This window comes from uncultured Gimesia sp., from assembly GCF_963972345.1.
Taxonomy (GTDB): domain Bacteria; phylum Planctomycetota; class Planctomycetia; order Planctomycetales; family Planctomycetaceae; genus Gimesia.
Genome location: NZ_CAXAVM010000089.1, coordinates 1 through 21041, shown reverse-complemented (window position 1 = coordinate 21041; position 21041 = coordinate 1). Strand labels below are relative to the sequence as shown.

The window sequence follows — 21041 nt, the reverse complement described above, 5'->3', positions numbered from 1 at the left end:
ACAAAATGAACATGTACGTAGTATAATTTTGTTTCATCGCTAACCACATTTCTAAAGCGCGTGACATATAAGCGTAGCGTCATTCAATCTAAGATACTCGGTCCAAATGGACCGGGAGACGCTACAATAAAACGGGACACAGTCTAATATGACATCGTTCTCAAACAGTCTTAAACCATTTCCCCCGGCATCTCAGAGAAAGAGTCAGCTCGCAATAGCATTACAATAAACTCATTACATCTCCAATATTTTCATACTCTTGATAGTGAGAACACATCATGGCAAATCTGGAAACAATATTGGTAGTCGAAGATGATACAGGCGTCGGGAATCTCGTCCGGAAATTCATTCAAAACGAAGGCATGCAGGTCTTTTTAGCTACGAATACAAAAGAAGGCGTCAATTATTTAGATGAGCATTCCATTGATGTATTAATTGCCGATTTACATCTCCCCGATGAAGATGGACTCAGTCTGATTCGAAAGGCGCTGCAGATTCATCCCCACATCGCTTCAATTATCATGACCGGCTGGGGGTCACTGGAAACCGCCATTGCAGGGATTCGCCTGGGCGTCTGTGATTACATTACCAAGCCTTTTGATCGACAGCAGATCATCAAATCTCTGCATCATGCGATTCGAATCAATCGAGCCAGTAAAAAAACAAAGCAAAATACGATACCTCAGGAGACACAACACACGTCTGTCAGCATTCCGGACCGAAGTCACTTCGTCAGTATCAGTGCTTCCATGCAGAAAATTCTTCTGTCAATCAAACGGATTTCACGTCTGGAGTTTCCCGTCCTGCTGCGGGGAGAAGTCAGTGTCGGAAAAAAAACGCTGGCGAAAATGATTCATCAATTCAGTCAAAAAGTAAACGAACCATTCACCCAGATAAACTGTGCATCCATCGGCAGCAGCGAACAGGTTCACCAGTCACAATTTTTTGTTCTGAAAAATCAGGAACCAAGCCATTTCAACTTGAACTGCAACAGAGGGACTATCTTTCTTGAGGACATTGATCAGCTGCCGATGTATGAACAAAAACAGCTTCTTGGCATGCGAGAACATGGCTTGTTACGAACACCTTCCCGCATCAGCTCCGAATCCTGTTCTCTAAGACTGATTGCATCAACGACAGCGGACCTCAAAGAAGCAGTCTCCAGGGGCACTTTCCACAGAAGTCTGTACGACTGGCTGAACCTGCTACCCCTTAACGTCCCACCACTCCGTGAAAGACGTGAGGATATCAAACCACTCTGCATACATATCCTCGAGCAGTTAAGTCTTACGGGAAATGACAAAAGTCAAAACTTGCGACACATGATCGATCACAACTCGTGGGAAGCACTCACCAACTACGACTGGCCCGGCAATATACAGGAACTGATCACGGTATTGTCCAAAATTGTGATTCTTGCTGACAGTTCGTTTGTCGTTGAACAACTCAAAAATTTAAACCCACCAGGAACAATCGCGAGCAGAAATTCGATCTCGGTCCCTCTGAATGGTGATCTGAAATCCATGGAGCAGTATATGGTGAGCGAAGTCGTAAAACGTTGTGGTGGAAATAAGGCAGAAGCAGCCAGAACTCTGGGAATGCACCGCAGAACCTTATACCGAATCCTGGATCACAATCTACCGAATAACGAGACTGCCAGACTTACGGCTCCCACCTCACAATAGTCAAGAGTTATTGCAAGGCACCATTTTCATCTCGCGGATGGCTATTTTCGTACAAGTGAAAAGAAAATTTGGCCCGCGACTTCAATGAGAAGCAAAACCTCATTCCAGCAGCAGCGGTTCAGAATCATTACGAAACACACTTTCGAACAGTTCCACCAACGCCGCAGGCCGCAGAATCTCAGAGGTACCTGCGAGTTCTTCCCGCGACCACCAGCGAATCGCTTTACACACCCGCCGCTCCCATTCCGATAAACCTTCGCGATTCAACACAGGCGTCTCTCTCCCCCGGCACACATAGTACGTCTCATGACTGAGCACAGCCCCGATCCCCGGCAGGTCCAGCTGCACTTCACGCAAACCAATCCGCCGCCCGATCATCACCTCCGTCAGCCCCAGTTCCTCCCGCAACTCCCGCCGCAGTGCCTCGACTGCCGATTCCCCACCTTCAATCCCACCACCGGGAGTCGCCCAGTAACCGAGCACCTCCGGCCGCGACCGATCAACGGGCAGTGCATCTTCATGCCGCACCAGCAGCACCTGATCCCACTCATTCAACAATATCGCCCGAGCAGATTTGCGTTGTTTCATGGGATTTTTCTTTTTTTATCTGGCAGATATAGGAAGAATGAGTAATCCTTGACTTACATAACTCTGAACCAACTGAATTAATAATAGTAATCCGCAGTATGATCAGTGTATACTAATAAGACTGACTGGTCGATCATCGATAATCTCCAACCCGTGATTGAAATCATGTATTTTTGCAATATACCCAAACTATCGCGTACACTTTTTTTTGGTTTAGTCACCATTTTTTTCATATTCCCATCATCGCTCTACGCAGAAGACTGGATCGACAGGCAATTCATGCCTAACGCCCAAATAAAGTATTTCAAAACCAGTAAAGCCAAAGAAGAAGTTCCAGCCGAGAGTATTCAATTCCCATTGAAGGTCAACAAAACCGAAGGTGAATTCTTAGAAGTGGATGGGGGTTGGGTTGAGAAATCTCATGTGCTACCTCTGGATGAAGCGGTTGCCTACTATACCGATTACATTAAAACCAAAAACCCTTTCAGCTCGTGGGCATACACAAACCGAGGCATTACCTGGTTTGCTCAAAATGAATCCAGTAAAGCATTAGACGACTTTACATGGGCAATTCGTTTTAATTCACGAAATGCCTTGGCATATCACTACAAGGCCGTTACCTGGTTTTCCCGAACAGAATATGACACAGCAGGTAATTATCTCGATGATGCCATCAAATATTACCCTCACAACAGTAAATCATATTACTATCGTGGTGCGGCCGAGTATGAGAGAGGAAGCAAGTATGCCCCAGCCTATCAGAATGCATTAACAGACTTAAACAAGGCTATCGAGCTAGACCCCAAATTCGCAGATGCTTTCATGAAGCGAGCAGACACCTGGTTTGCATTAGAGAAGTATGATCAGGCACTCAAAGACTACAACACCATGATCGGACTTTCACCCAAATCTCATCTGGCTTACTACAAACGAGGTCTCACCTGGCATCAACAAGAGAAACCTGCCAAGGCAATTTCGGATTTTAATACTGCAATCCGTTTAGCCCCTGAATTCTGGCCTACATACAATAGTCGCGCTTACGCCTTCAGTGCGAACGGGGACTATGACAAGGCGATCAAAGAAATTGACGCCCTGATCGAGAAGGACCCGATTGATGAAACGCTCCTTCTTACCCGTGGCTACTTTCATGAATCTCATGGAAAGTTCGACAGAGCGCTTGAGGATTACCAGAAAGTCATTCGTCAACGCCCCGCGTGGCCTCAAGGACACAACGGTGTCTCCTGGATTCGATCTACCTGTTCCGATCCTGAATATCGTGATGGAAAAGAGGCCTTAAAATATGGGGAAAAAGCATGTGAACTAACCAGATGGAGGGACCCGGAATATCTTGACACACTCGCGGCTGCTTATGCGGAAACAGGTAATTTCGAACAAGCAATCAAATACCAGAAAATTGTTTTACAACGAGTTGAGAAGGAGTCTAAAAAGAAGGAATTCGAGACTCGATTGAAGCTCTATCTGGAAGAAAAACCCTACCATCGTGAACCAGCAGAATTAGCATCAAAAACTGACTGAAAGCAGTTGTATAACTATTCTCATGGGCCATCGTTGATTTCCATCCTTCTCAATTACCAGAAACCAGCCCAATGTTCGATTTCGCCACGCCCACGATAAACGAAATCACTCCGGATGTGTTTCGGATTGGCTGTTATGCTCAGGGGCTGGATCTGCAGTTTAATTATTTTCTGGTCCGCGATGATGCGCCGCTGCTGTTTACGACCGGGTTTAAGTCCAGCTTTCCGCTGGTCCACAAAGCGGTCGCGCAGGTGATGGATGCGGCGGACCTGCGGTATATCGCCTTCAGTCATTTTGAGTCGGATGAATGCGGGGCGCTCAACCAGTGGCTGGAAGTGGCCCCCGAAGCCGAGCCGGTCTGCAGCCTGGTTTCGGCGATGATCAATATTAACGATTTCGCGATCCGGCCGCCCAAAGGGATGGTCGACGGCGATCAGCTCAACACGGGAAAATACCAATACCGCTTCTGCTCGATCGCGCAACTGCCTCACGGTTGGGATGCGGGGCTGTTGTATGAACAGACGCAGGGGACGCTGTTCTGCTCCGATCTGTTTCACCAGGGAGGCAACCCCGACGCCCTCACCGAAAGCGATCTGTCAGAACAGGTACTGACGGCGATGCAGCAGATGCAGGCGGGACCGCTGGCCGACTACATGCCCTACACAAATCAGACAGACCGGATTCTCAACCGCCTGGCAGACCTGAAACCCAAAACGCTGGCCATCATGCACGGCTCCAGTTTCACAGGCAATGGAGAACAGGCCTTCCGGGATCTGTCGACCGCGATGAAAACTGTTTTCGGGTGAGAGAGCACAAGCGGATTTTTACACCACTAAAAGTACGAGTAAGAAAGTATCGACTTTGTCTGACATCTTCCCCAAAAGGATCCTGCTGGCAATGAATGTTAACGCTAATGACCTGGAGTTTAATAAATCAGAGTTTCAGATAATCTTCAGTGAACTGGATCAACTGAACACAGACCCTCAAGCCAGCCCCACTTTCGATGGCATGTCTGGAGCCTTCAAGTTTGCAGATGAATTCCCAAAGCATCTAATAAATGATGAGAATCCACCAGAGTCTCTTCTGTTACCTTGCATCGGCCTCTTACGTTCATTGTGGGGATACAGTCAGTCGCTGATTCTTGGAACACCGCGTTCTGAACTGGAGAAGATTTGGAACGAAACAATAAAATATGCTCCGAACTGGCCCGGTTTTCAACCAAAACGATGCTCACCTAAAATGCGTGAAACAGCGTTAAGATGTGTCACTGAGTCTAAATATTTCTCAACTGCATTAGATGATCTGAATGAACGAATCTCCCAACGTTCCAGAAAGCAACGTAAATCATGAAAGGCACTGACCCCGAGTTTCTGGAGGCAGCCCGACTGATTCGCAAATTCTTCCCTGAATCAAAAAGTTGTATTACAGATGAAGTGGGCCTGGACTGGGACGCCTTTCTCGGTGCGATGCAAACAGTTGAATATGCCGCTGATTATTCCTGTGATCCTTTTCGTAATCCAGATGATCCTGACAATGGCCTGTCCGAACAGGGAGGACTGGAAGGGAATGCAACCGAGATTTACAAGCGATTACTCACCCATACCAGCCTGAATCCCAATGGTCGCGCCGTCGTGGTTCCCGACGCCTTGGGACGTACTGGATGGTCTATTGAGGAATGCCCTCCATTTGCCTGTTCAACAAACACCATCTGCGGACGACTTAACGAAATCACTTTCTTTGGCCAGTCACACGATTCCATATTCGTTTACGAATCGGGTGAAGCCCTGCTGATCGACCATCACAACCGCGTGCACTGGGCACGTTCGCAAAGAAAATAACCCTATTTCACCTTCGCGAACTGTTTCTGAAAGAACTCCAGCATTGCCTGGGGGGAGGCGCCGTTTTTGTTGTCGCCGGTGTAGACGAATACATTTTCGATACCCAGTTCGTTCATCTTCTTAACCAGGTCGCGGCCGAAGTTGGGGTGGTGAATGCCCTGGCCGGGGCGGGCATTGGCGGGCAGGGGGCCGTCGGCTTCGCTGTAAATCATATAGAGTGCCGGATCGTCTTTGGTCAGATGCGTGATCGCGGACGACTCGTCATAGCGTTTCTGCTGTTCCGGTGTGGGGTGCAGCGCCTCTTCGGCGGTTGTTACGCCGTAGGCTTTGAAGATGGAAGGATGCTCCCAGGCCCGGCCGCCGACCAGCGCTTTAATTTTGATCGGATCGTAGGTACCCTGTCCGCCCATGGTGCCGATGGCCTGGATGCGGGTCGACTCGCGTTCGATCGGATCGGAACTGTCCGGGTCCGCCAGGTCGTCGTGAAAGCCGATCCACATCGAAATGCCCGCGCCGGCAGAACCGCCAAAACAGGCAACCCGTTTCTTGTCGATATTCCAGTCCTTCGCTTTACTCCGCAGGAACTGCACGGCCCGGGCACCGTCGCGCTGCGGCTCGGGCAGCAGAATGTCTTCTCCATCAATAAAGCGATAGTGGATCGCAGCGACACTCATTCCTGCATTGTGAAAATTCTGGATCAGACCGGGATTCATTTTTTTACTTCCGCCCACAAAGCCGCCGCCGTGAATGTAGATCACCAGCGGGGTCGGCGTATCCGATTCGGCCTGGTAGAAGTCGAGCACGTTCCGTTCGTGTTTGCCATATTTCACATCGGCGTATGTTGGCTCAGCGACATTGGCCTGTGCTTTTTGTCGCTGCCGGCGATATTCCAGTGCCTCTTCCCGCGTCAGTTTTCCGTCCTTGTTTTTGTCAGCATCGGGAAAACGCTTCAACAGCTTCTGCAGCCGCTCATCCACTTCAGGCTTTTCCTCGGCCCAACCCGGACTGGAAACCGCCATCACGGCAAACAACACAAGCAGACGAAAACCAGCAGGCAGCAGAGAAAAACGTGTCATTGTATTGCTCGATTTCTAATTTGAGTTCGTACTTGAGATATATCCACCCGTTGAGTTGAGGCCAATGCTTAATCGGCGTCATTCACCATTTAATCAGAAGAGAGGCAGCCCCGCTACCAGTTTTTCGCGAATGGATTCAAATTTCGGATGTCCCAATAATCCCGGAAACCCGCCACACTCCAGAATGGATGTCCGCAGATAGCCCAGAAAATCCAGTGGAAAGGCAGGGGCGCTGTCAGGATCCTGATAACCGGCCCAGCGAAAATCAACCATATCTGCCAGCCAGCCTTCACCCCGCAATCCGTAGGGCGGACCACCAGAAATATCATCTTTGTGATAGCCATCAGGTGAAAAACTATAAACGAACTCAGAAACAGCATTGTCCATCTGATGCGCTTCGAAATCACCCAAAGTGTATTCCAGCCATTCCGGACTACAGGCATCGACGTGGACGCCATCACAAAACCCCTGCGCTCCTTCGATTCCCAGCCGATCCCAGAATTCAGAATGCGAGTAATTCACCAGGTCAACAAAGGAGATCCCACCCAGAGTCCGCCACAATTGTTTGAGGACAATCGGAATTGTGCGCTGCGTCACCCCTTCGACTTGAGAAATCCGCGATTCCTGATCTGCCTCAGGCTTCAGGATCAATAATGGCACCGGATAGCCGAGTTCTGCCAGGCGAACTTCCAGCATCTCCAGTGCCCGGCGGCATTCATTTAATGACTGATTCACCAGTTCAGACAACAGAGCGGCATCCTCCCGGGCAGCCGCATACTTCTGATGACAGAGTCTGATTTCAGTAATCGATGCCATGTAATTTCTCAGTGAGATTCAATCAGCATATAAAACACGGTAGACGCTATTACATTAAACTGCATTTCTAAAGAAAGCGAGTCACAGGAACCACAGGAATCTGTCCGAATCTGCTTCGGAATACAAGAAAAACTCTGACCGCTGCTATCGCTGCCTGTTAGAATGACAGGTGTCATCTTTAATCTGCGGGCCGCATTTTTCTGATAGCCTCTCGGGGCGGAAAGCGTTGACTGATGAAAGGCCTCTCTCTCATCCCGGTTCACCGAATGATTATTCGCACCTTATTAAGCCTGAGTCTGCTGCTGTCGCTGTGCACGGCTGGTTTCGCACAGGCGAACAACAATGGCGGGAACAATAACGGCGGCAATAATCAGAACGGCAACAACCAGAACGCGGGCGGCATTACCATTGATGCCGACGGCGTGATCGCGGCGCCGTTTCGGGTGACGCAGAACAGCAGCCAGTTGAACCAGCGGCGCCTGCAGGCACTCGCTGCCGAAGCACTGCCCGCCGACGTGAATCGTAAATCGGAGTTCCGTAAGATCTCGCTGGTCGAACTGGAAAAGATCTGCCAGGCATATCAATCGAAGAACGAACCGCTGCCTCCCGAGGTATTGTACCTGGCCGGTTTAACGCGCATCGATTATCTGTTCGTCGATCGTGAGCACAATGACCTGATCATCGCCGGGCCGGCAGAAGGTTTTGCGGCCAACGCACAGAACCGGGTGGTGGGCATCGAATCCGGGCGGCCTCCGATTCGCCTGGATGATCTGGTGGTCGCGTTTCAATCTCAGGACCGCGGGCTGGTCACTGGCTGTTCCTTCGATGCGAAGCCGGAAAACCTGGCGAAGATGAATGAATATATCCGACGCACCAATAATGCTTCTTCCGCAGCCACCGCAGCAGACCGCTTCAAAACCATGGCTCAGATATTGGGCATGCAGGATGTCTCTGTGACCGGGGTGCCCGCCGGTTCGCATTACGCCCGCATCCTCGTCGAAGCCGACTACATGCTCAAACGGATTTCCATCGGCCTGGAGCCTTCGGGGCTCCGCGAAATCAAAAGTCATCTGGCGACGCTCCGTGGCGGTGGCAACAGTACGCAGCGCTGGTGGTTCACGCCTCTGTACGATGCTTTCACGACGACAGCCGACCGGGATGCATTTCAGTTCGCCGGACAGCGGCTGCAGATGATGTCGCAGGAAGAATTCGTGAATTCCGCCGGTCAACGTACCGACGCCGCGCAGACACGGGTTTCGACAACTAAATATGCTCAGCAGTTTACAAAACACTTTGCGAAGCTGGCCGATCTGCATCCCACGTTTGCCGAACTGCAGTCAATTACCGACCTGACCGTGCTGGCGGCGCTGATTCGACGGGAACGACTGGACGAACAGATCGACTGGCGGCACTCCCTGTTTTCCACCGCTTCCGACTACCTGGTGCCTGAGGGAAATATTCCGAAACAGGTGCCCACGGCAATGAATTATAAACAGGCAGGGCGGCTGATGATCTGTCTGGTCGGCGGGGGTGTGACCATCAATGCCCGGACGGTCTTAAATCAGACCGGGTTCCAGGTGAGCCGTGATACGTCGCTGGAAGAAAAGCAGTCTGCCGTCATCAAACGGGATCCGCAACAGCCCGCACGCTGGTGGTGGGATTGACTGGGGTAGGGGGATACGTTTTACTGGAATGAGTCCAGGGAATACTGATTCGGATCATGGCTCTGTATTCACACTGTCGGGCAAGCCGACAGTGGCACGCGCCAACGGTAGCACACGCTGACTGTGGCACATGCTGACCTTCACTCACGCTGATATTACTTCACACTGAAGTTGTAATACAACGCATTTTATCTGACCATTGAGGATATTGAATTCATCATGAGACGCGCGCTGCTTCTGAATTTACTTCTGTTATTTGTACTGACTCTGAGCCTGGGCACTGGTTCCGTTCTTCATGCTGCGGAACGACCGAACGTGTTGTTGATCATGACCGACGATCAGGGCTGGGGCGATGTCCGCTCGCATGACAATCCACTGATAGAAACGCCTCAGCAGGATCTGCTGGCGTCGCAGGGCGCACGGTTTGAACGGTTCTATGTCTCTCCCGTCTGCGCACCGACGCGTGCTTCGCTGTTGACGGGGCGCTACAGTCTGCGGACCGGCGTGCATGGCGTGACGCGTGGTTTTGAAAACATGCGGGCCGAAGAAACCACGATCGCCGAACTGCTGAAGGCCGCCGGTTACAAAACAGGAGCCTTCGGAAAATGGCATAACGGGCGTCACTATCCCATGCATCCCAACGGGCAGGGCTTTGACGAATTCTTCGGTTTCTGTGGCGGTCACTGGAACCGCTATTTCGATACGAACCTGGAACACAATAAACAACCGGTGGAGACTGAAGGCTACATCACCGATGTACTGACAGACCGGGCGATTGATTTCATCAGACAGAACAAAGACCAGCCTTTCTTCTGCTACGTCCCTTATAACGCACCGCATTCTCCCTGGATCGTTCCCGAAAAATACTGGGACAAGTACGCGGATAAAGGACTGGACGATAAAGCCCGCTGTGCGTATGCGATGGTGGATTGCGTGGATGAGAATCTGGGGCGACTGATGCAGACACTGGATGATCTGAAACTGACCGACAACACGATTGTCCTGTTTCTGACTGACAACGGCCCCAACAGCGACCGCTATAACGGCAACATGCGCGGTCGCAAAGGGTCAATCCATGAAGGCGGGATCCGCGTTCCCCTGTTTGTCCGCTATCCGGGTAAGATCGAAGCGGGAACCGTCGTCAAACCAATCGCCGCGCACATTGATATTCTGCCGACCCTGCTGGAATTGTGCAGCGTTGAAAACACATCCGATCAACCGCTGGATGGGACAAGCCTGGTTCCGCTGCTGACAAACAAGTCGCACAAAGACTGGCCACAACGGACTCTGTTCTCGGACCGACTGTTTCGCAATTCCATTCCGGACGCCGAACTGCCCCACGGTTCGGTGCGCACTGATCGCTGGCGGGCCGCTTACGAGCGGGGTAAATGGAGTCTGTATGACATGCAGGTCGACCCATCGCAGAAACAGAACGTGGCAAAAGCGCATCCCGCGGTAATGAATGAACTGAGTGCCGCTTACAAAGACTGGTTCCAGGATGTCTCGCAGGCAGGCTTCGAACCAATCCCCATTCCCGTAGGCCACCCACGAGAAAAATTCACATCGCTGCCGGCGAATGAATCGTTTCTCTCTCCCGAAGCAGGGCAGGGGATCAATTACAGCGGCAAGGGACACAATGGTTACGCCAACAGCTGGATTGAAGACTGGACCGATCCCCAAGCGTCAGCTGTCTGGCATCTGGATGTGCTGCAGCCGGGCACTTATGAAGTCACGCTCAAATACACGTGCCGGGCCGAGGACATCGGTTGTGAAGTGCAGGCGCAAATCAATGGCCAGACATTGAACGCGACGATATCAGAGCCACACGACCCGCCGAAAATAGGAAATCAGGACCGCGTCGAACAGTCAGACAACTACATGAGCAAAGACTGGGCTAAAATCAAGCTGGGTTCGGTGACGCTAAAACAGGGAACCTGCGAACTCACTCTGACAGGCGTCAAAAAGACCGGCTCCGAACTGCTGGACGTGAAGGGCTTCGAGCTTAAACGCGTGCAGTAAGTTCCGCCATCAAGCGGTCCGCAGCCTGTTCCGCACTGTGAATGCAGTCGGGAATGCCGACGCCGCGATACGCATTGCCCGCCAGTTCCAGTCCCGGTAAGCTTGCGGCTGTCTGTTCGATCTGTTCGACCAGTTGCAGATGTCCCAGGTGATATTGCGGCATCGACTGGTTGTGACGGAGCAGCTTCGAGTAAACCGGTTCGCCAGAAACCCCCAGAATATCGGCCAGCTCGCGATTCACAATCGTATTCAATTCCTCATCCGAGTGCTCCAGCAGTTCGGGCTGCATCGCACCGCCCACAAACGTTCGCAGTTGCACACAGCCTTCCGGTGCCCGTCCGGGAAATTTGCGACTGGCAAACGCAACCGCGAAAATCTTCCGCTGCTCGGCAGAGGGGATCACCAGCCCGAACGCGTTCAGCGGATGCTGAATGTTCTCGAGACGATGCACGCTGACCTGGATTGCCGTCGACGCATATTCAATCTGTTTGAGCAGTCCTGACAGCCCTGGTGCAGTTTCCGCAAGCAGGTTGCCCGCCTGTGGTGCCGCTGTCGTTAGCAGGACAGCGTCAAAATGCTGTATCTGTGTTTCACCGGCGGATTCAATCGTCAGATCATAACCCGAATCTGCGGCTGCAACATGCGTCACGCGATGATCGTAGAGTATTGTCCCTGTAGAAGAAACCCGCTCTGCCAGTGTGCGAATCAACGTCTGCATGCCTTCTTTGAACGCCGCGAACAGGCCATAACGTGCGCCGGTCGCATCGGCGGATTTGGACTGTTTTTTCTGCTTGCGGATGGCTTTGATCAGGCTGCGGTGATCGCGTTCCATATCGAGAAAGCGGGGCAGCGTCGCCCGCAGGCTCAGCTTCTCGGGATCGGAGGTGTAAATTCCGGCCACCAGGGGCTGGATCAGTCGCGTTAATGCTTCCCTGCCGAAGCGTCGAGTCACGAACTGCGCGAGGCTTTCGTCATCTTCGTCTAAACCGGTCTCAGCAGATCGACGGGGAAGAAAGTATTCAAGCCCCATCCTCAGTTTTCCGAACGGGCTGAGCAGAGGAGTCTTCAACATGGGAAGAATCCGCGAGGGCGTCATCAGTTCAAAGCCGAGTGGTACGGGAACCGGAGTGCCATCTTTGAGAATCAGCGCGCCGCGATACTGCTGATTGGTCGAGATCAACTGATCTTCGAGACCCAGTCGCTGACAGAGTTCAATGGCCGCCGGCTTGTTGGTAATAAACATGTCCGCGCCGGTGTCGATCCGGTAGCCATCCTGATTGATGGTGCCAATCCAGCCGCCTGCTTCCGCCTGTGATTCGAACAGCGTGATTTCAACAGACTGTTTTTTTTCCTGCGCCAGTTCCTGCAGATGAAAGGCAGCGGAGAGTCCGGTAATGCCACCGCCCACTACGGCGATTCGGATTGCGGATGAAGACTGGTTCATAACGGACTCGATCTGAATAAGCGGAGATCGCAGGAGGCGGGTTAGCGGGTTCCCATTTCGTGTACCATTTCCACGAGGGCTTTGACATGATCTGGGTTCATGTCGGGCATCACGCCATGTCCCAGATTGAAGATGTGTCCCTTGCGACCCGCGGCGGCATCCAGAACGGCTTTCGCTTTCTGTCGGAGAACCGGTAAGTCGGCGTAGAGGGCGATCGGATCCATATTCCCCTGGATGGCGACGTCGGGACCAAAGATCTCCCAGGCATCCGCCAGGTTGATCCGCCAGTCCACGCCAAAGACCTGACCGCCGGCCTGACGTTGTAAACCGAGCAGCGCAGGATTGCCCGTCAGGAAGTTGATCACGGGAGCCTGGTCCTGTACTCCAGCAACGAGTTTTGCGGTGTAGGGTTGCACGTACTGCTGATAGTCTTCCGGTGACAGACAGCCGGCCCAACTGTCGAAGATCTGCACGGCCTGACAGCCGGCGGCGATCTGACGCTGCAGGTAGACGACCAGATTATCAACGAAGCGGTTCATCAACGCGTCCCAGGCACCGGGGTCGTTATACATCATCTGTTTGGTGCGGCGGTAATTTTTGGAACTGCCGCCTTCAATCGCATAACTGGCCAGAGTAAAAGGACAGCCGGCAAAACCGAGCAGGGGAATATCAGCGGGCAGATCGGCGCGAATCAATTTGACTGCCTGGAAGACGAAGTCGAGGCAGTCCATGTCGGCGATGTCGGTCAGCCGGTCGACCTGGGAAGAATCCTGAATCGGATTGTGAATGACCGGGCCTTCCCCTTTGAGGTATTCCAGGTCCAGGCCCATCGGTTCCAGAATGGGAAGCAGGTCGGCGAACAGGATAGCCGCATCAACGCCGAGCACACGTTGTGCGGTGAGTGTGACTTCCGCTGCCAGTTCGGGTGTTTTACAGAGTTCAATGAAAGTCACTTTGTTGCGGACTTCCATGTATTCGGGCAGATAGCGCCCCGCCTGACGCATAATCCAGACTGGCGTCGTATCGACGGGTTCGCGGCGGACCGCTTTCATGAAACGACTGTTCTGATAGAGGGCGGTCTCAGCCATGGGGGCATCCATGTTCAATTCTTTCGGTTTCAAATACTGGTATTCAGCGATGTGAAATGGTTCTCAAACACATCACATTGAACCGTAGCGTCTCTTAATCTTTGATACTCGGTCTCATTGGACCTGGAAACGTTACAGTAAAACTGGACACAGTTTAGCAGGAATCTCCACGAACTGAAATTCAGCGCAGTCGAGTTTCCCGGAAACAATGGGAAGCCAGGCGATTCAATCAGCCTTTTTGGGAGAGAATGGCAGGCGCCGCCTGCAGGGCATCTTTCACCAGCGGTCCCATTTTGGGAGGGCTCGATTCAAAATCGACGGGCAGGCCTGCTTCCTGCAGCGCTTCCGTACAGGCGGGACCGACCGAGGCGATCATGGTTTTGGAGGCGGCCAGCAGCCAGTCCTCTTTCACCTGTTCTTCTTCGGCGATCTGCAGGACGTGTGTGATCTGCTGCGCGCTGGTAAACATCAGCACGTTATACTCTCCGCGAATGGTCGCATGGACGGCGTTGCGGAGCCCACTGGTATCATCGGGCAATGCCCAGCGATAGACGGCGATCGGCAGGACCTGGGCCCCACGGTTCCGCAGGGCTTCGTAGAATCCTTCGACCGGCTTCCCGTATTCCTGAACGGCGATGTGCTTGCCTGTCACGGAAAACTTTTTTTCGTCCAAGACAGAAATGATCTCATGCCAGGTATTCGGTTCCGGAGCCGAGTAGTTAATGGGAACTTCCCAGTTACGCAGCACCACGGTCGGCTTCGGGCCCCGCACCACCACGATAATCTTACGGAAGGCCTCCAGAACCTGATCGCGCGGGAAATAAAGCTCTGCCGCGTTGAGCAAAGCAGTCGCCCCCACGCCGGTCATGAAGACGATCACGTCAATCTCGCCTCGAAACAGTTTCTCGCAGAATGACTTCACCTGTGCGTTGTCTTCCAGCGGAATTTCATCCATGGAATGTACGAGCGTGGGATTCCCCTGGTTGCGTTCGATCAGGGAAGTCATGGCGTCGCTTTTGCGACTTTCGAAACTGCAGACGTTCAGAGCGGAGGTATTCATGGCAGATGCTTCAGTTGGAACTAGTGGATCTTTGATTCAACAACACAATTATAGACCGCCTGAGTAGCACATCAAATAGCCTCGTGTTGCATTCTTCCCCAGAACCCGGTTTTCGCGACAGGAAACTCTGCAATCAGGGAGTTTTCGTGTGACGAAATCCGTTGAGCCACAGGCGAAAGTCGGCGTCAATGTCTGCCAGGTCATTGATATTGAGGAGCTGTTTTAAGGTCTGCCCGCCGGTGGCATCGAATTCCTGGCTGGTTCTCAATTTGCGATAGAAGGGAGAGAGCAGTCGTTTCTGCTGCAGGTAGATGCAGAAGTAACGGGCATATGCATAGGTTAACGCTTCGCGGCGGGTATCGATCCTGACCTGTTCTACCAGATTTGACAGGGGAGGCAGCTGGTCGCGATTCAGGGCGGAAAGCAGGAGTTGTCCTCTCCAGTTGGAGGTTCCGATGAGCTGCGTCTGCTCGTCAGAGAATTCACATTGCTCATGCAGCGAAGCCAGGCCTTCATCGAACCATTCCGGCATGGCAGGATAGTCAATTTCCGCGAGCGCGTGAGTCAGTTCGTGTCCGAGGGTTCCGCTGCCTGTCGAGAGATTCAGCACAATCCGCATTTCGTTCGACTGGAAATAACCATAGTAAGAGCCGGTTTTTCTCTGGTCGAGATCTAAAGCCACCTGCTGATAACGCTCGTCAGAGGAGAGCGCGACAATCGTAATCGGTCGATCGGGTGGCGTATCGAAATAGGAAACATTCAACGCGTATTCCGTCGGAGAGATCGCTTTGTGATAGAGGGCTTCCAGCGTGGAGATTTCAAAATCGCCGACGATGACATACGGGGTTTGAATCAGCACATTGACGGGAATGGAAATACGGGTTCTCAGCCAGGCCGCTTTGGTTTCGCAGGCGGTCTGCAGCGCAGGTTTCTGGGCGCGCGATTTGATTTCCGGTGCCGCCTTGAAAGGCTCGGGAGGGCTGAGGCGTACCGCATTCGCAGAGGCTCTTCCTTCCTGAGCTCCCGAGAAGATCAGAAAATAAAAGCCCGCCATCAGGACAAATGGTCCTGCGATCAGTAATGCATGACGATGCACAGACAAGCGATACTCACAATCAGACTGGTCCGGTAAAATTCACGAGGACCGGTTCTTCAAAAAGCGATTCACATTAAATCGATGAACGCTTAATTATAGTTTGCTGCAGATCGTATCACTTGAGCAAAGACTGCGGGAATCTGCAAATAGTCGCAGGTGACCGATACCGCGTCTGCATTATACGACTTGATCGACGTAAATTACCCAGACATCACAATCGGCAGCAGGTTGACAGACTGACGCATCTCCTGAGGACAGCTTGACGCAAAAGAGAAGTGCTGAACGCCATTTAACGCGAAAAGCACATTAAGGCAGAGTAACAATCTGGTCGAAATCTTGTTATACTGGCCTTACTGATTATGATGGTTTCGAGGCTCGCGTCTTCAACAATACTGCTGATGAAATTTCCACTCTGATGAGTCAACCTTCTCATTTTGAATCGAATTCGAACCGCTCCACGACACCGTGGCGGTCGCAGAGCCAGCAGTCTCAGACCAGACGACCTTTATTTACCACTGCTGAACTTCATGCACTAAAAACAGGAATGCACTGTACCATGTATCAATCTATGGGGGCACACCCGGACGAAGTTGACGGAATCTCAGGAACACGTTTCGCCGTCTGGGCACCTAATGCACAGGAAGTCTGCATTGTTTGCGATAAGAATCACTGGAAACATGGTGAATTCTATCTGAACTCCAGCAATGAAGGGGTCTGGTCCGGTTTTATGCCGGGTGTCTCCAGCGGAGACGCCTATAAGTTCAGCCTGCGAGGCCAGAACGGTGAGTTCTTCGAAAAATGTGATCCGTATGCGTTCTACTCTGAACTGCGTCCCAAGACGGCCTCGATTGTTTACGACCTGGATAATTTTCCCTGGCAGGATGAGCAATGGATCCAGAAACGGGCAGCAACCGACTGGCATGATCAGCCGATTACGATTTATGAAGTGCATCTCGGCTCGTGGAAACGCCCAAAAGATGGTCGGCAGTTTTTTACTTACCGCGAGCTGGCCAAGCAACTGGTCGACTATGTCCAGGAAATGGGTTACACCCACATCCAGTTAATGCCGATCACGGAACACCCCTTTGACGGTTCATGGGGATATCAGACGACCGGCTATTTTGCCCCGACCAGCCGCTTCGGCAGCCCCCATGATCTGATGTACTTTGTCGATTACTGCCATCAGGCAGGCATTGGTGTCTTATTTGACTGGGTACCCGGTCATTTTCCGACAGACGGTCATTCACTGGGGCGTTTTGACGGAACCTGCCTGTACGAACACGCCGACCCCCGCAAGGGTTTTCACCCGGACTGGGGTACCTATATCTTCAATTATGGACGCAATGAAGTTCGGGACTTCCTGCTGTCCAGTGCCCATTTCTGGATCGACAAATATCACTTTGACGGGCTGCGTGTGGATGCCGTCGCTTCGATGCTCTACCTGGATTATTCACGCAAGGAAGGGGAATGGTTGCCCAACCCGAGCGGGGGGCGCGAGAACCTGGAAGCCATCCAGTTCCTGAAAGACGCGAATATCAGTCTGCATGGAGAATATCCGGGCATTCTGACGATTGCTGAGGAATCGACTTCCTGGGGCGGTGTGTCTCACCCCGTGTATAATGGCGGCCTGGGTTTCAACATGAAATGGGATATGGGCTGGATGAACGATACCCTGCGCTATATGCATTTCGACCCGATCTACCGCTCACACCACCAGGGCGAACTCTCTTTCCGCATGATCTATGCCTTCACGGAAAACTTCGTGCTGCCGCTCTCGCATGATGAAGTCGTGCACGGCAAACGCGCCTTAATCTCGCAAATGCCCGGCGATCTGTGGCAGCAGTTTGCCAATCTGCGGCTGTTGTACGGTTATCAATACACGATGCCGGGCAAGAAACTGCTGTTTATGGGAGGCGAACTGGCCCAGTGGGTGGAATGGAACCACGATCAGGAACTGGACTGGAAACTGATCGGTCATGAAAAACATGATGGGATCCGTCGCCTGATCGGAGACTTGAACCATCTCTATCGTTCAGAAAAAGCGCTGTACGAAACCGATTTTTCTCAGGAAGGCTTTGCCTGGATCCAGTGTGATGATTCCAAGAACAGCGTATTTGCCTTCCAGCGCACTGCCACCGATACCGAAGAGCATGTGATTGTGGTTGCGAACTTTACTCCGGTTCCCCGCGATGGCTATCGCATCGGTGTCCCCAAACCTGGCTTTTACCACGAAATCATTAACAGCGATGCCAAGATTTATGGTGGTTCCAATATGGGAAATGCCGGCGGAGTCTATAGTGAGAAAATCAGCAGCCACGGCATGAATCACAGCATCACACTCAATCTGCCACCCCTGGGGCTGCTCATCATGAAACCGGTCTCCGCGCCGCAAAAAACAGTGAAGAAATAGCGGGAATCTGGTTCGCAGAGGAAGAAAATCTCACCAGAGAAGGCTGGTAAAAGCGTGAGAACCTCTCTATGATAGATTTCAGTCGTTTTTGATACGACTAAAAAAAGGACGCCGCTGAGTGTATAGGCGCTCGCCCAAACAGTCCCGACAAGGGAAAGTTCGGCTATACTCCCCAGCAGCGTATCCTTTGGTGAAGTTCAAGTCAGACAGTGGAAGTTGCTCTTTTCCCTGTCTGTAATTCTCTCTAAAGCAAACGTCGTACCAGCAAACAATCCATCTCAGAAACATTTCCGTAAGCGTCCATTATAAATACACTTACGGCATTAAATTAAAATCTGAGAAGATCTACAACGTTTCATTTTCTTTGAAAATGCCCTCCAGAAGGGCATTTTGCTGCTTAGATTAACAGCAGCATCGCAAAAAGAATCAGCCTGATTTTCCGATAGGCAGCCTGGCTAAAATCGTCTAGGATAGAAGTCACAGTGAGACACCGTTGAATTAACCACAGGGCGCCATATTCTTTGTCGCCGGTTATTCTGGAATCAGAAACTCTTCTTGTGCTGATGGTGATTTTTTTGTCGGACTTTCATCTCGATCAATGGGCGCATTACACCGGACCTGCAAACTGGTATTCTCTCGCATTTCCTTCCGACTGGACCAGGGATGATCAGGACGGAGTACTTCAGCTCTGTCCTCCGGGTGGGAACGCAACATTAACCATCAGCTGCCACTGGAAATCGGCGCTGCCGCATACGGCGACCGAGACAGGACTGGAAGTTGATTTCGATCAGCTCTTTGTCAGACATCGGAATATTCAAAAACGGGCGCCACTGGCAATTGAGCATGAATCAGTCGCTTATTCGGGTGAAGCGATCATTAAGCGGAATTCGTCCTGGTGGAAATCATTGCTGGCGCAATCTGCCTTATTTCAAAAAAACTGGCACCACTGGAGTCTGTGGCTGATCAGGGAACGATCCATTCAAATGGTCGTCACGCTGTTTTACGAACCCGAGGATCGTGAAGAACTGCTGGAGACCGTGCAGTTGATCCTGCATTCCATTGAACTGAATCTCAATCCAGCCAATCCACCCGAGTTGTTTGCCGATGATGTGCTGCAGTTGGCCCGGAAAAAGTTCCCCTTGATTTCCTCGCAGATCATTCCCGGTTTTCGCATCAAATTTGGTGAATCGGAACTGAATCTGACCAATTTTTACCGCTCTTATCTGAGCGACCCGGAAAACTATGAACAGAACATCGTCTCGGCACTGGCGACGGTGCTGCAAATTAATGAATGGGGCGATGAGCAGACCGAACCGGAACTGATCGATATTCAGGACCGGATCATGCCGATCCTGATCTCGCAGGAATCGTGGAAATCTCATTTTCCGAACTTTGTCGGCGAGAACTGGATCGCCAACCTGGCGATTCTCTACGTGGTGGATGAGTCGCGTGCTTACTGGTATATCCACGAAAAACTGTTGCAAAAGTGGCAGATCAGCCAGGAAGTATTACACGAAATCGCACTGGCAAACCTGGACCACTATTTCATGCAGAATGAAATTGAATTAATCTGCATGTCGCGGGAAGAGGGGCCCAACATGATCATCCAGAGCAAGGCAGACGCCTATAACGCCAGCCAGGTCCTCAGTCCGTCTTTTTACCAGCAGGCCCGTAAGTTTCTGGGCAGCGAATTCCTGGCAGGTGTTCCCAACCGTGACTTTTTGCTGGCGCTCAGCCTGAGTGAATCGCAGGTGATCGAAAAAATCCAGCATAACATCGCCTGTGACTATCTGAATATGGACCATCCACTCACCGATCACTTACTGGTGGTCACTGCAGATGGTGTCAGCGAATATTGCGGTGTGAGCTGAACCCGTTTCCGCTGTAAACACGATTCCCCAGCCAGACAACGGTACCATTACCGCCAGCAATAAATTAAACTTGGTCCGAGCTTGACCAGAAATCTGTGAACCCCGCGCAAGAGCGATTAAAGAATAATGCAACAGGAATCGAATTTATTTTCCCAGCGGCAGGGAGAGTTCATCACTCTGGGCACGGGAACCAGTGTGGGAATTCCGATCGTGGGCTGCGATTGTGAAGTCTGCCAGTCACCCGATCCCAAAAACCAGCGAGGCCGGACCTCCGTTTATATCGGTGCGCCGGAGGGCGGCTTTCTGATCGATACTCCGCCGGAACTCAGACTGCAGTTACTGCGCGAACACATTCCCTGGGTGCACGCCGTATTATATACCCACAGCCACGCCGACCATATTTTCGGCCTCGACGATGTGCGCATCAGTGGATACCGGCTGGAAAAGTCGATCGAATTATATTGCGAAGAAGCCGTCGAAGAACAGATCCGGGGGTCCTTTAACTATGCATTCGACGAACCGACACATAACCGACATCACATGTCACGTCCCCACCTTGATTTTAAAACGGTCTCACTGGAACCATTCGAACTGCTGGGGCTCCGCATCCAGCCGATTCGATTGATGCATGGCACACTGCCGATCCTGGGATATCGAATCAATGACATCGCTTTTTGTACCGATGTCAGCGAGATTCCCGAAGAGAGCTGGCAATACCTGGAGGGACTGGATTACCTGATTCTGGATGCCCTGCGGATCAAGCCGCATCCCACGCATTTTTGCCTGGAACAGAGCCTGGCAGTGGTGGAACGGGTTCAACCCAAACGGGCTTACTTCACCCATATCTCTC

General features: G+C 51.7%; 17 protein-coding genes. 10 read left to right on the top strand and 7 right to left on the bottom strand.

Annotated elements, in window-relative coordinates; translation table 11 throughout:
• The first annotated feature begins 278 nt into the window (after positions 1-278).
• Positions 279-1685, top strand: a complete 1407-nt coding sequence (locus AACZ40_RS15850) for a sigma-54 dependent transcriptional regulator (RefSeq protein WP_291178954.1) — start codon at positions 279-281, stop codon at positions 1683-1685.
• Positions 1686-1784: 99 nt separating this feature from the next.
• Here the strand turns inward: AACZ40_RS15850 and AACZ40_RS15845 are convergent, their stop codons facing one another.
• Positions 1785-2273 carry an NUDIX domain-containing protein gene (locus tag AACZ40_RS15845; protein WP_291178951.1) on the bottom strand — a complete coding sequence of 163 codons (489 nt, stop codon included), beginning with the start codon at positions 2271-2273 and terminating at the stop codon, positions 1785-1787.
• A 279-nt stretch (positions 2274-2552) separates the two neighbouring features.
• Between AACZ40_RS15845 and AACZ40_RS15840 the strand changes: the two genes are divergently transcribed.
• The 4 genes from AACZ40_RS15840 (at position 2553) to AACZ40_RS15825 (ending at position 5647) form a co-directional block, all read left to right on the top strand.
• Complete coding sequence (locus tag AACZ40_RS15840; RefSeq protein ID WP_291178949.1) at positions 2553-3809, top strand: tetratricopeptide repeat protein; 1257 nt, start codon at positions 2553-2555, stop codon at positions 3807-3809.
• 71 nt (positions 3810-3880) lie between these two features.
• The gene (locus AACZ40_RS15835) at positions 3881-4615 is read left to right on the top strand and encodes an MBL fold metallo-hydrolase (RefSeq protein WP_291178946.1); all 735 of its coding nucleotides are present in this window, start codon (positions 3881-3883) and stop codon (positions 4613-4615) included.
• A gap of 91 nt (positions 4616-4706) precedes the next feature.
• Positions 4707-5159, top strand: coding sequence for a hypothetical protein (locus tag AACZ40_RS15830; protein WP_291178943.1), 453 nt, complete (start codon positions 4707-4709; stop codon positions 5157-5159).
• A complete protein-coding gene (locus tag AACZ40_RS15825; protein WP_291178940.1) occupies positions 5156-5647 on the top strand; it encodes a hypothetical protein in 492 nt (163 codons plus the stop codon). The genes AACZ40_RS15830 and AACZ40_RS15825 overlap by 4 nt, the downstream gene beginning before the upstream one ends.
• A gap of 2 nt (positions 5648-5649) precedes the next feature.
• On the opposite strand, the gene AACZ40_RS15820 is transcribed toward AACZ40_RS15825, so the two are convergent.
• Both AACZ40_RS15820 and AACZ40_RS15815 read right to left on the bottom strand, forming a co-directional pair.
• Positions 5650-6723: an alpha/beta hydrolase gene (locus AACZ40_RS15820; protein ID WP_291178937.1), complete on the bottom strand. Its 1074-nt coding sequence runs from the start codon at positions 6721-6723 to the stop codon at positions 5650-5652.
• A gap of 93 nt (positions 6724-6816) precedes the next feature.
• Positions 6817-7539, bottom strand: coding sequence for a hypothetical protein (locus AACZ40_RS15815; protein ID WP_291178934.1), 723 nt, complete (start codon positions 7537-7539; stop codon positions 6817-6819).
• A 266-nt stretch (positions 7540-7805) separates the two neighbouring features.
• Here AACZ40_RS15815 and AACZ40_RS15810 point away from each other — a divergent pair, with 266 nt between their 5' ends.
• Positions 7806-9203 carry a DUF1598 domain-containing protein gene (locus AACZ40_RS15810; RefSeq protein WP_291178931.1) on the top strand — a complete coding sequence of 466 codons (1398 nt, stop codon included), beginning with the start codon at positions 7806-7808 and terminating at the stop codon, positions 9201-9203.
• A gap of 219 nt (positions 9204-9422) precedes the next feature.
• Entirely contained in the window at positions 9423-11222 is a 1800-nt protein-coding gene (locus tag AACZ40_RS15805) for an arylsulfatase (RefSeq protein WP_291178928.1), read from the top strand.
• Here the strand turns inward: AACZ40_RS15805 and hemG are convergent.
• The 4 genes from hemG to AACZ40_RS15785 form a co-directional block, all read right to left on the bottom strand.
• On the bottom strand, positions 11206-12666 hold the full coding sequence (hemG, locus tag AACZ40_RS15800) for a protoporphyrinogen oxidase (RefSeq protein WP_291178924.1): 1461 nt from the start codon (positions 12664-12666) through the stop codon (positions 11206-11208). The two genes, AACZ40_RS15805 and hemG, sit on opposite strands and share 17 nt — an antisense overlap.
• Positions 12667-12707: 41 nt before the next feature.
• A complete protein-coding gene (gene hemE / locus AACZ40_RS15795; protein WP_291178921.1) occupies positions 12708-13766 on the bottom strand; it encodes a uroporphyrinogen decarboxylase in 1059 nt (352 codons plus the stop codon).
• Between the two features lie 217 nt (positions 13767-13983).
• Positions 13984-14814 carry a uroporphyrinogen-III synthase gene (locus tag AACZ40_RS15790; RefSeq protein WP_291178919.1) on the bottom strand — a complete coding sequence of 277 codons (831 nt, stop codon included), beginning with the start codon at positions 14812-14814 and terminating at the stop codon, positions 13984-13986.
• Positions 14815-14947: 133 nt separating this feature from the next.
• Entirely contained in the window at positions 14948-15868 is a 921-nt protein-coding gene (locus AACZ40_RS15785; RefSeq protein WP_339674965.1) for a hypothetical protein, read from the bottom strand.
• Between the two features lie 457 nt (positions 15869-16325).
• Here AACZ40_RS15785 and glgB point away from each other — a divergent pair, with 457 nt between their 5' ends.
• From glgB to AACZ40_RS15770, 3 genes are all read left to right on the top strand, one after another.
• The gene (glgB, locus tag AACZ40_RS15780; protein ID WP_291178913.1) at positions 16326-18320 is read left to right on the top strand and encodes a 1,4-alpha-glucan branching protein GlgB; all 1995 of its coding nucleotides are present in this window, start codon (positions 16326-16328) and stop codon (positions 18318-18320) included.
• A gap of 575 nt (positions 18321-18895) precedes the next feature.
• Entirely contained in the window at positions 18896-20191 is a 1296-nt protein-coding gene (locus AACZ40_RS15775; RefSeq protein ID WP_291178910.1) for a DUF1444 family protein, read from the top strand.
• Between the two features lie 126 nt (positions 20192-20317).
• On the top strand, positions 20318-21041 hold a 724-nt coding region (locus tag AACZ40_RS15770), incomplete at its 3' end, for an MBL fold metallo-hydrolase (protein ID WP_339674963.1).

Excerpts from the sequence above, each read along its gene's own strand:
- AACZ40_RS15815 (WP_291178934.1), bottom strand. The coding sequence starts at position 7,539 with ATGGCATCGATTACTGAAATCAGACTCTGTCATCAGAAGTATGCGGCT.
- AACZ40_RS15850 (WP_291178954.1), top strand. The coding sequence starts at position 279 with ATGGCAAATCTGGAAACAATATTGGTAGTCGAAGATGATACAGGCGTC.
- AACZ40_RS15785 (WP_339674965.1), bottom strand. The coding sequence starts at position 15,868 with ATGGCGGGCTTTTATTTTCTGATCTTCTCGGGAGCTCAGGAAGGAAGA.
- AACZ40_RS15845 (WP_291178951.1), bottom strand. The coding sequence starts at position 2,273 with ATGAAACAACGCAAATCTGCTCGGGCGATATTGTTGAATGAGTGGGAT.
- AACZ40_RS15805 (WP_291178928.1), top strand. The coding sequence starts at position 9,423 with ATGAGACGCGCGCTGCTTCTGAATTTACTTCTGTTATTTGTACTGACT.
- AACZ40_RS15790 (WP_291178919.1), bottom strand. The coding sequence starts at position 14,814 with ATGAATACCTCCGCTCTGAACGTCTGCAGTTTCGAAAGTCGCAAAAGC.
- glgB (WP_291178913.1), top strand. The coding sequence starts at position 16,326 with ATGAGTCAACCTTCTCATTTTGAATCGAATTCGAACCGCTCCACGACA.
- AACZ40_RS15825 (WP_291178940.1), top strand. The coding sequence starts at position 5,156 with ATGAAAGGCACTGACCCCGAGTTTCTGGAGGCAGCCCGACTGATTCGC.
- AACZ40_RS15830 (WP_291178943.1), top strand. The coding sequence starts at position 4,707 with ATGAATGTTAACGCTAATGACCTGGAGTTTAATAAATCAGAGTTTCAG.
- AACZ40_RS15840 (WP_291178949.1), top strand. The coding sequence starts at position 2,553 with ATGCCTAACGCCCAAATAAAGTATTTCAAAACCAGTAAAGCCAAAGAA.
- AACZ40_RS15820 (WP_291178937.1), bottom strand. The coding sequence starts at position 6,723 with ATGACACGTTTTTCTCTGCTGCCTGCTGGTTTTCGTCTGCTTGTGTTG.
- AACZ40_RS15810 (WP_291178931.1), top strand. The coding sequence starts at position 7,806 with ATGATTATTCGCACCTTATTAAGCCTGAGTCTGCTGCTGTCGCTGTGC.
- hemG (WP_291178924.1), bottom strand. The coding sequence starts at position 12,666 with ATGAACCAGTCTTCATCCGCAATCCGAATCGCCGTAGTGGGCGGTGGC.
- hemE (WP_291178921.1), bottom strand. The coding sequence starts at position 13,766 with ATGGATGCCCCCATGGCTGAGACCGCCCTCTATCAGAACAGTCGTTTC.
- AACZ40_RS15835 (WP_291178946.1), top strand. The coding sequence starts at position 3,881 with ATGTTCGATTTCGCCACGCCCACGATAAACGAAATCACTCCGGATGTG.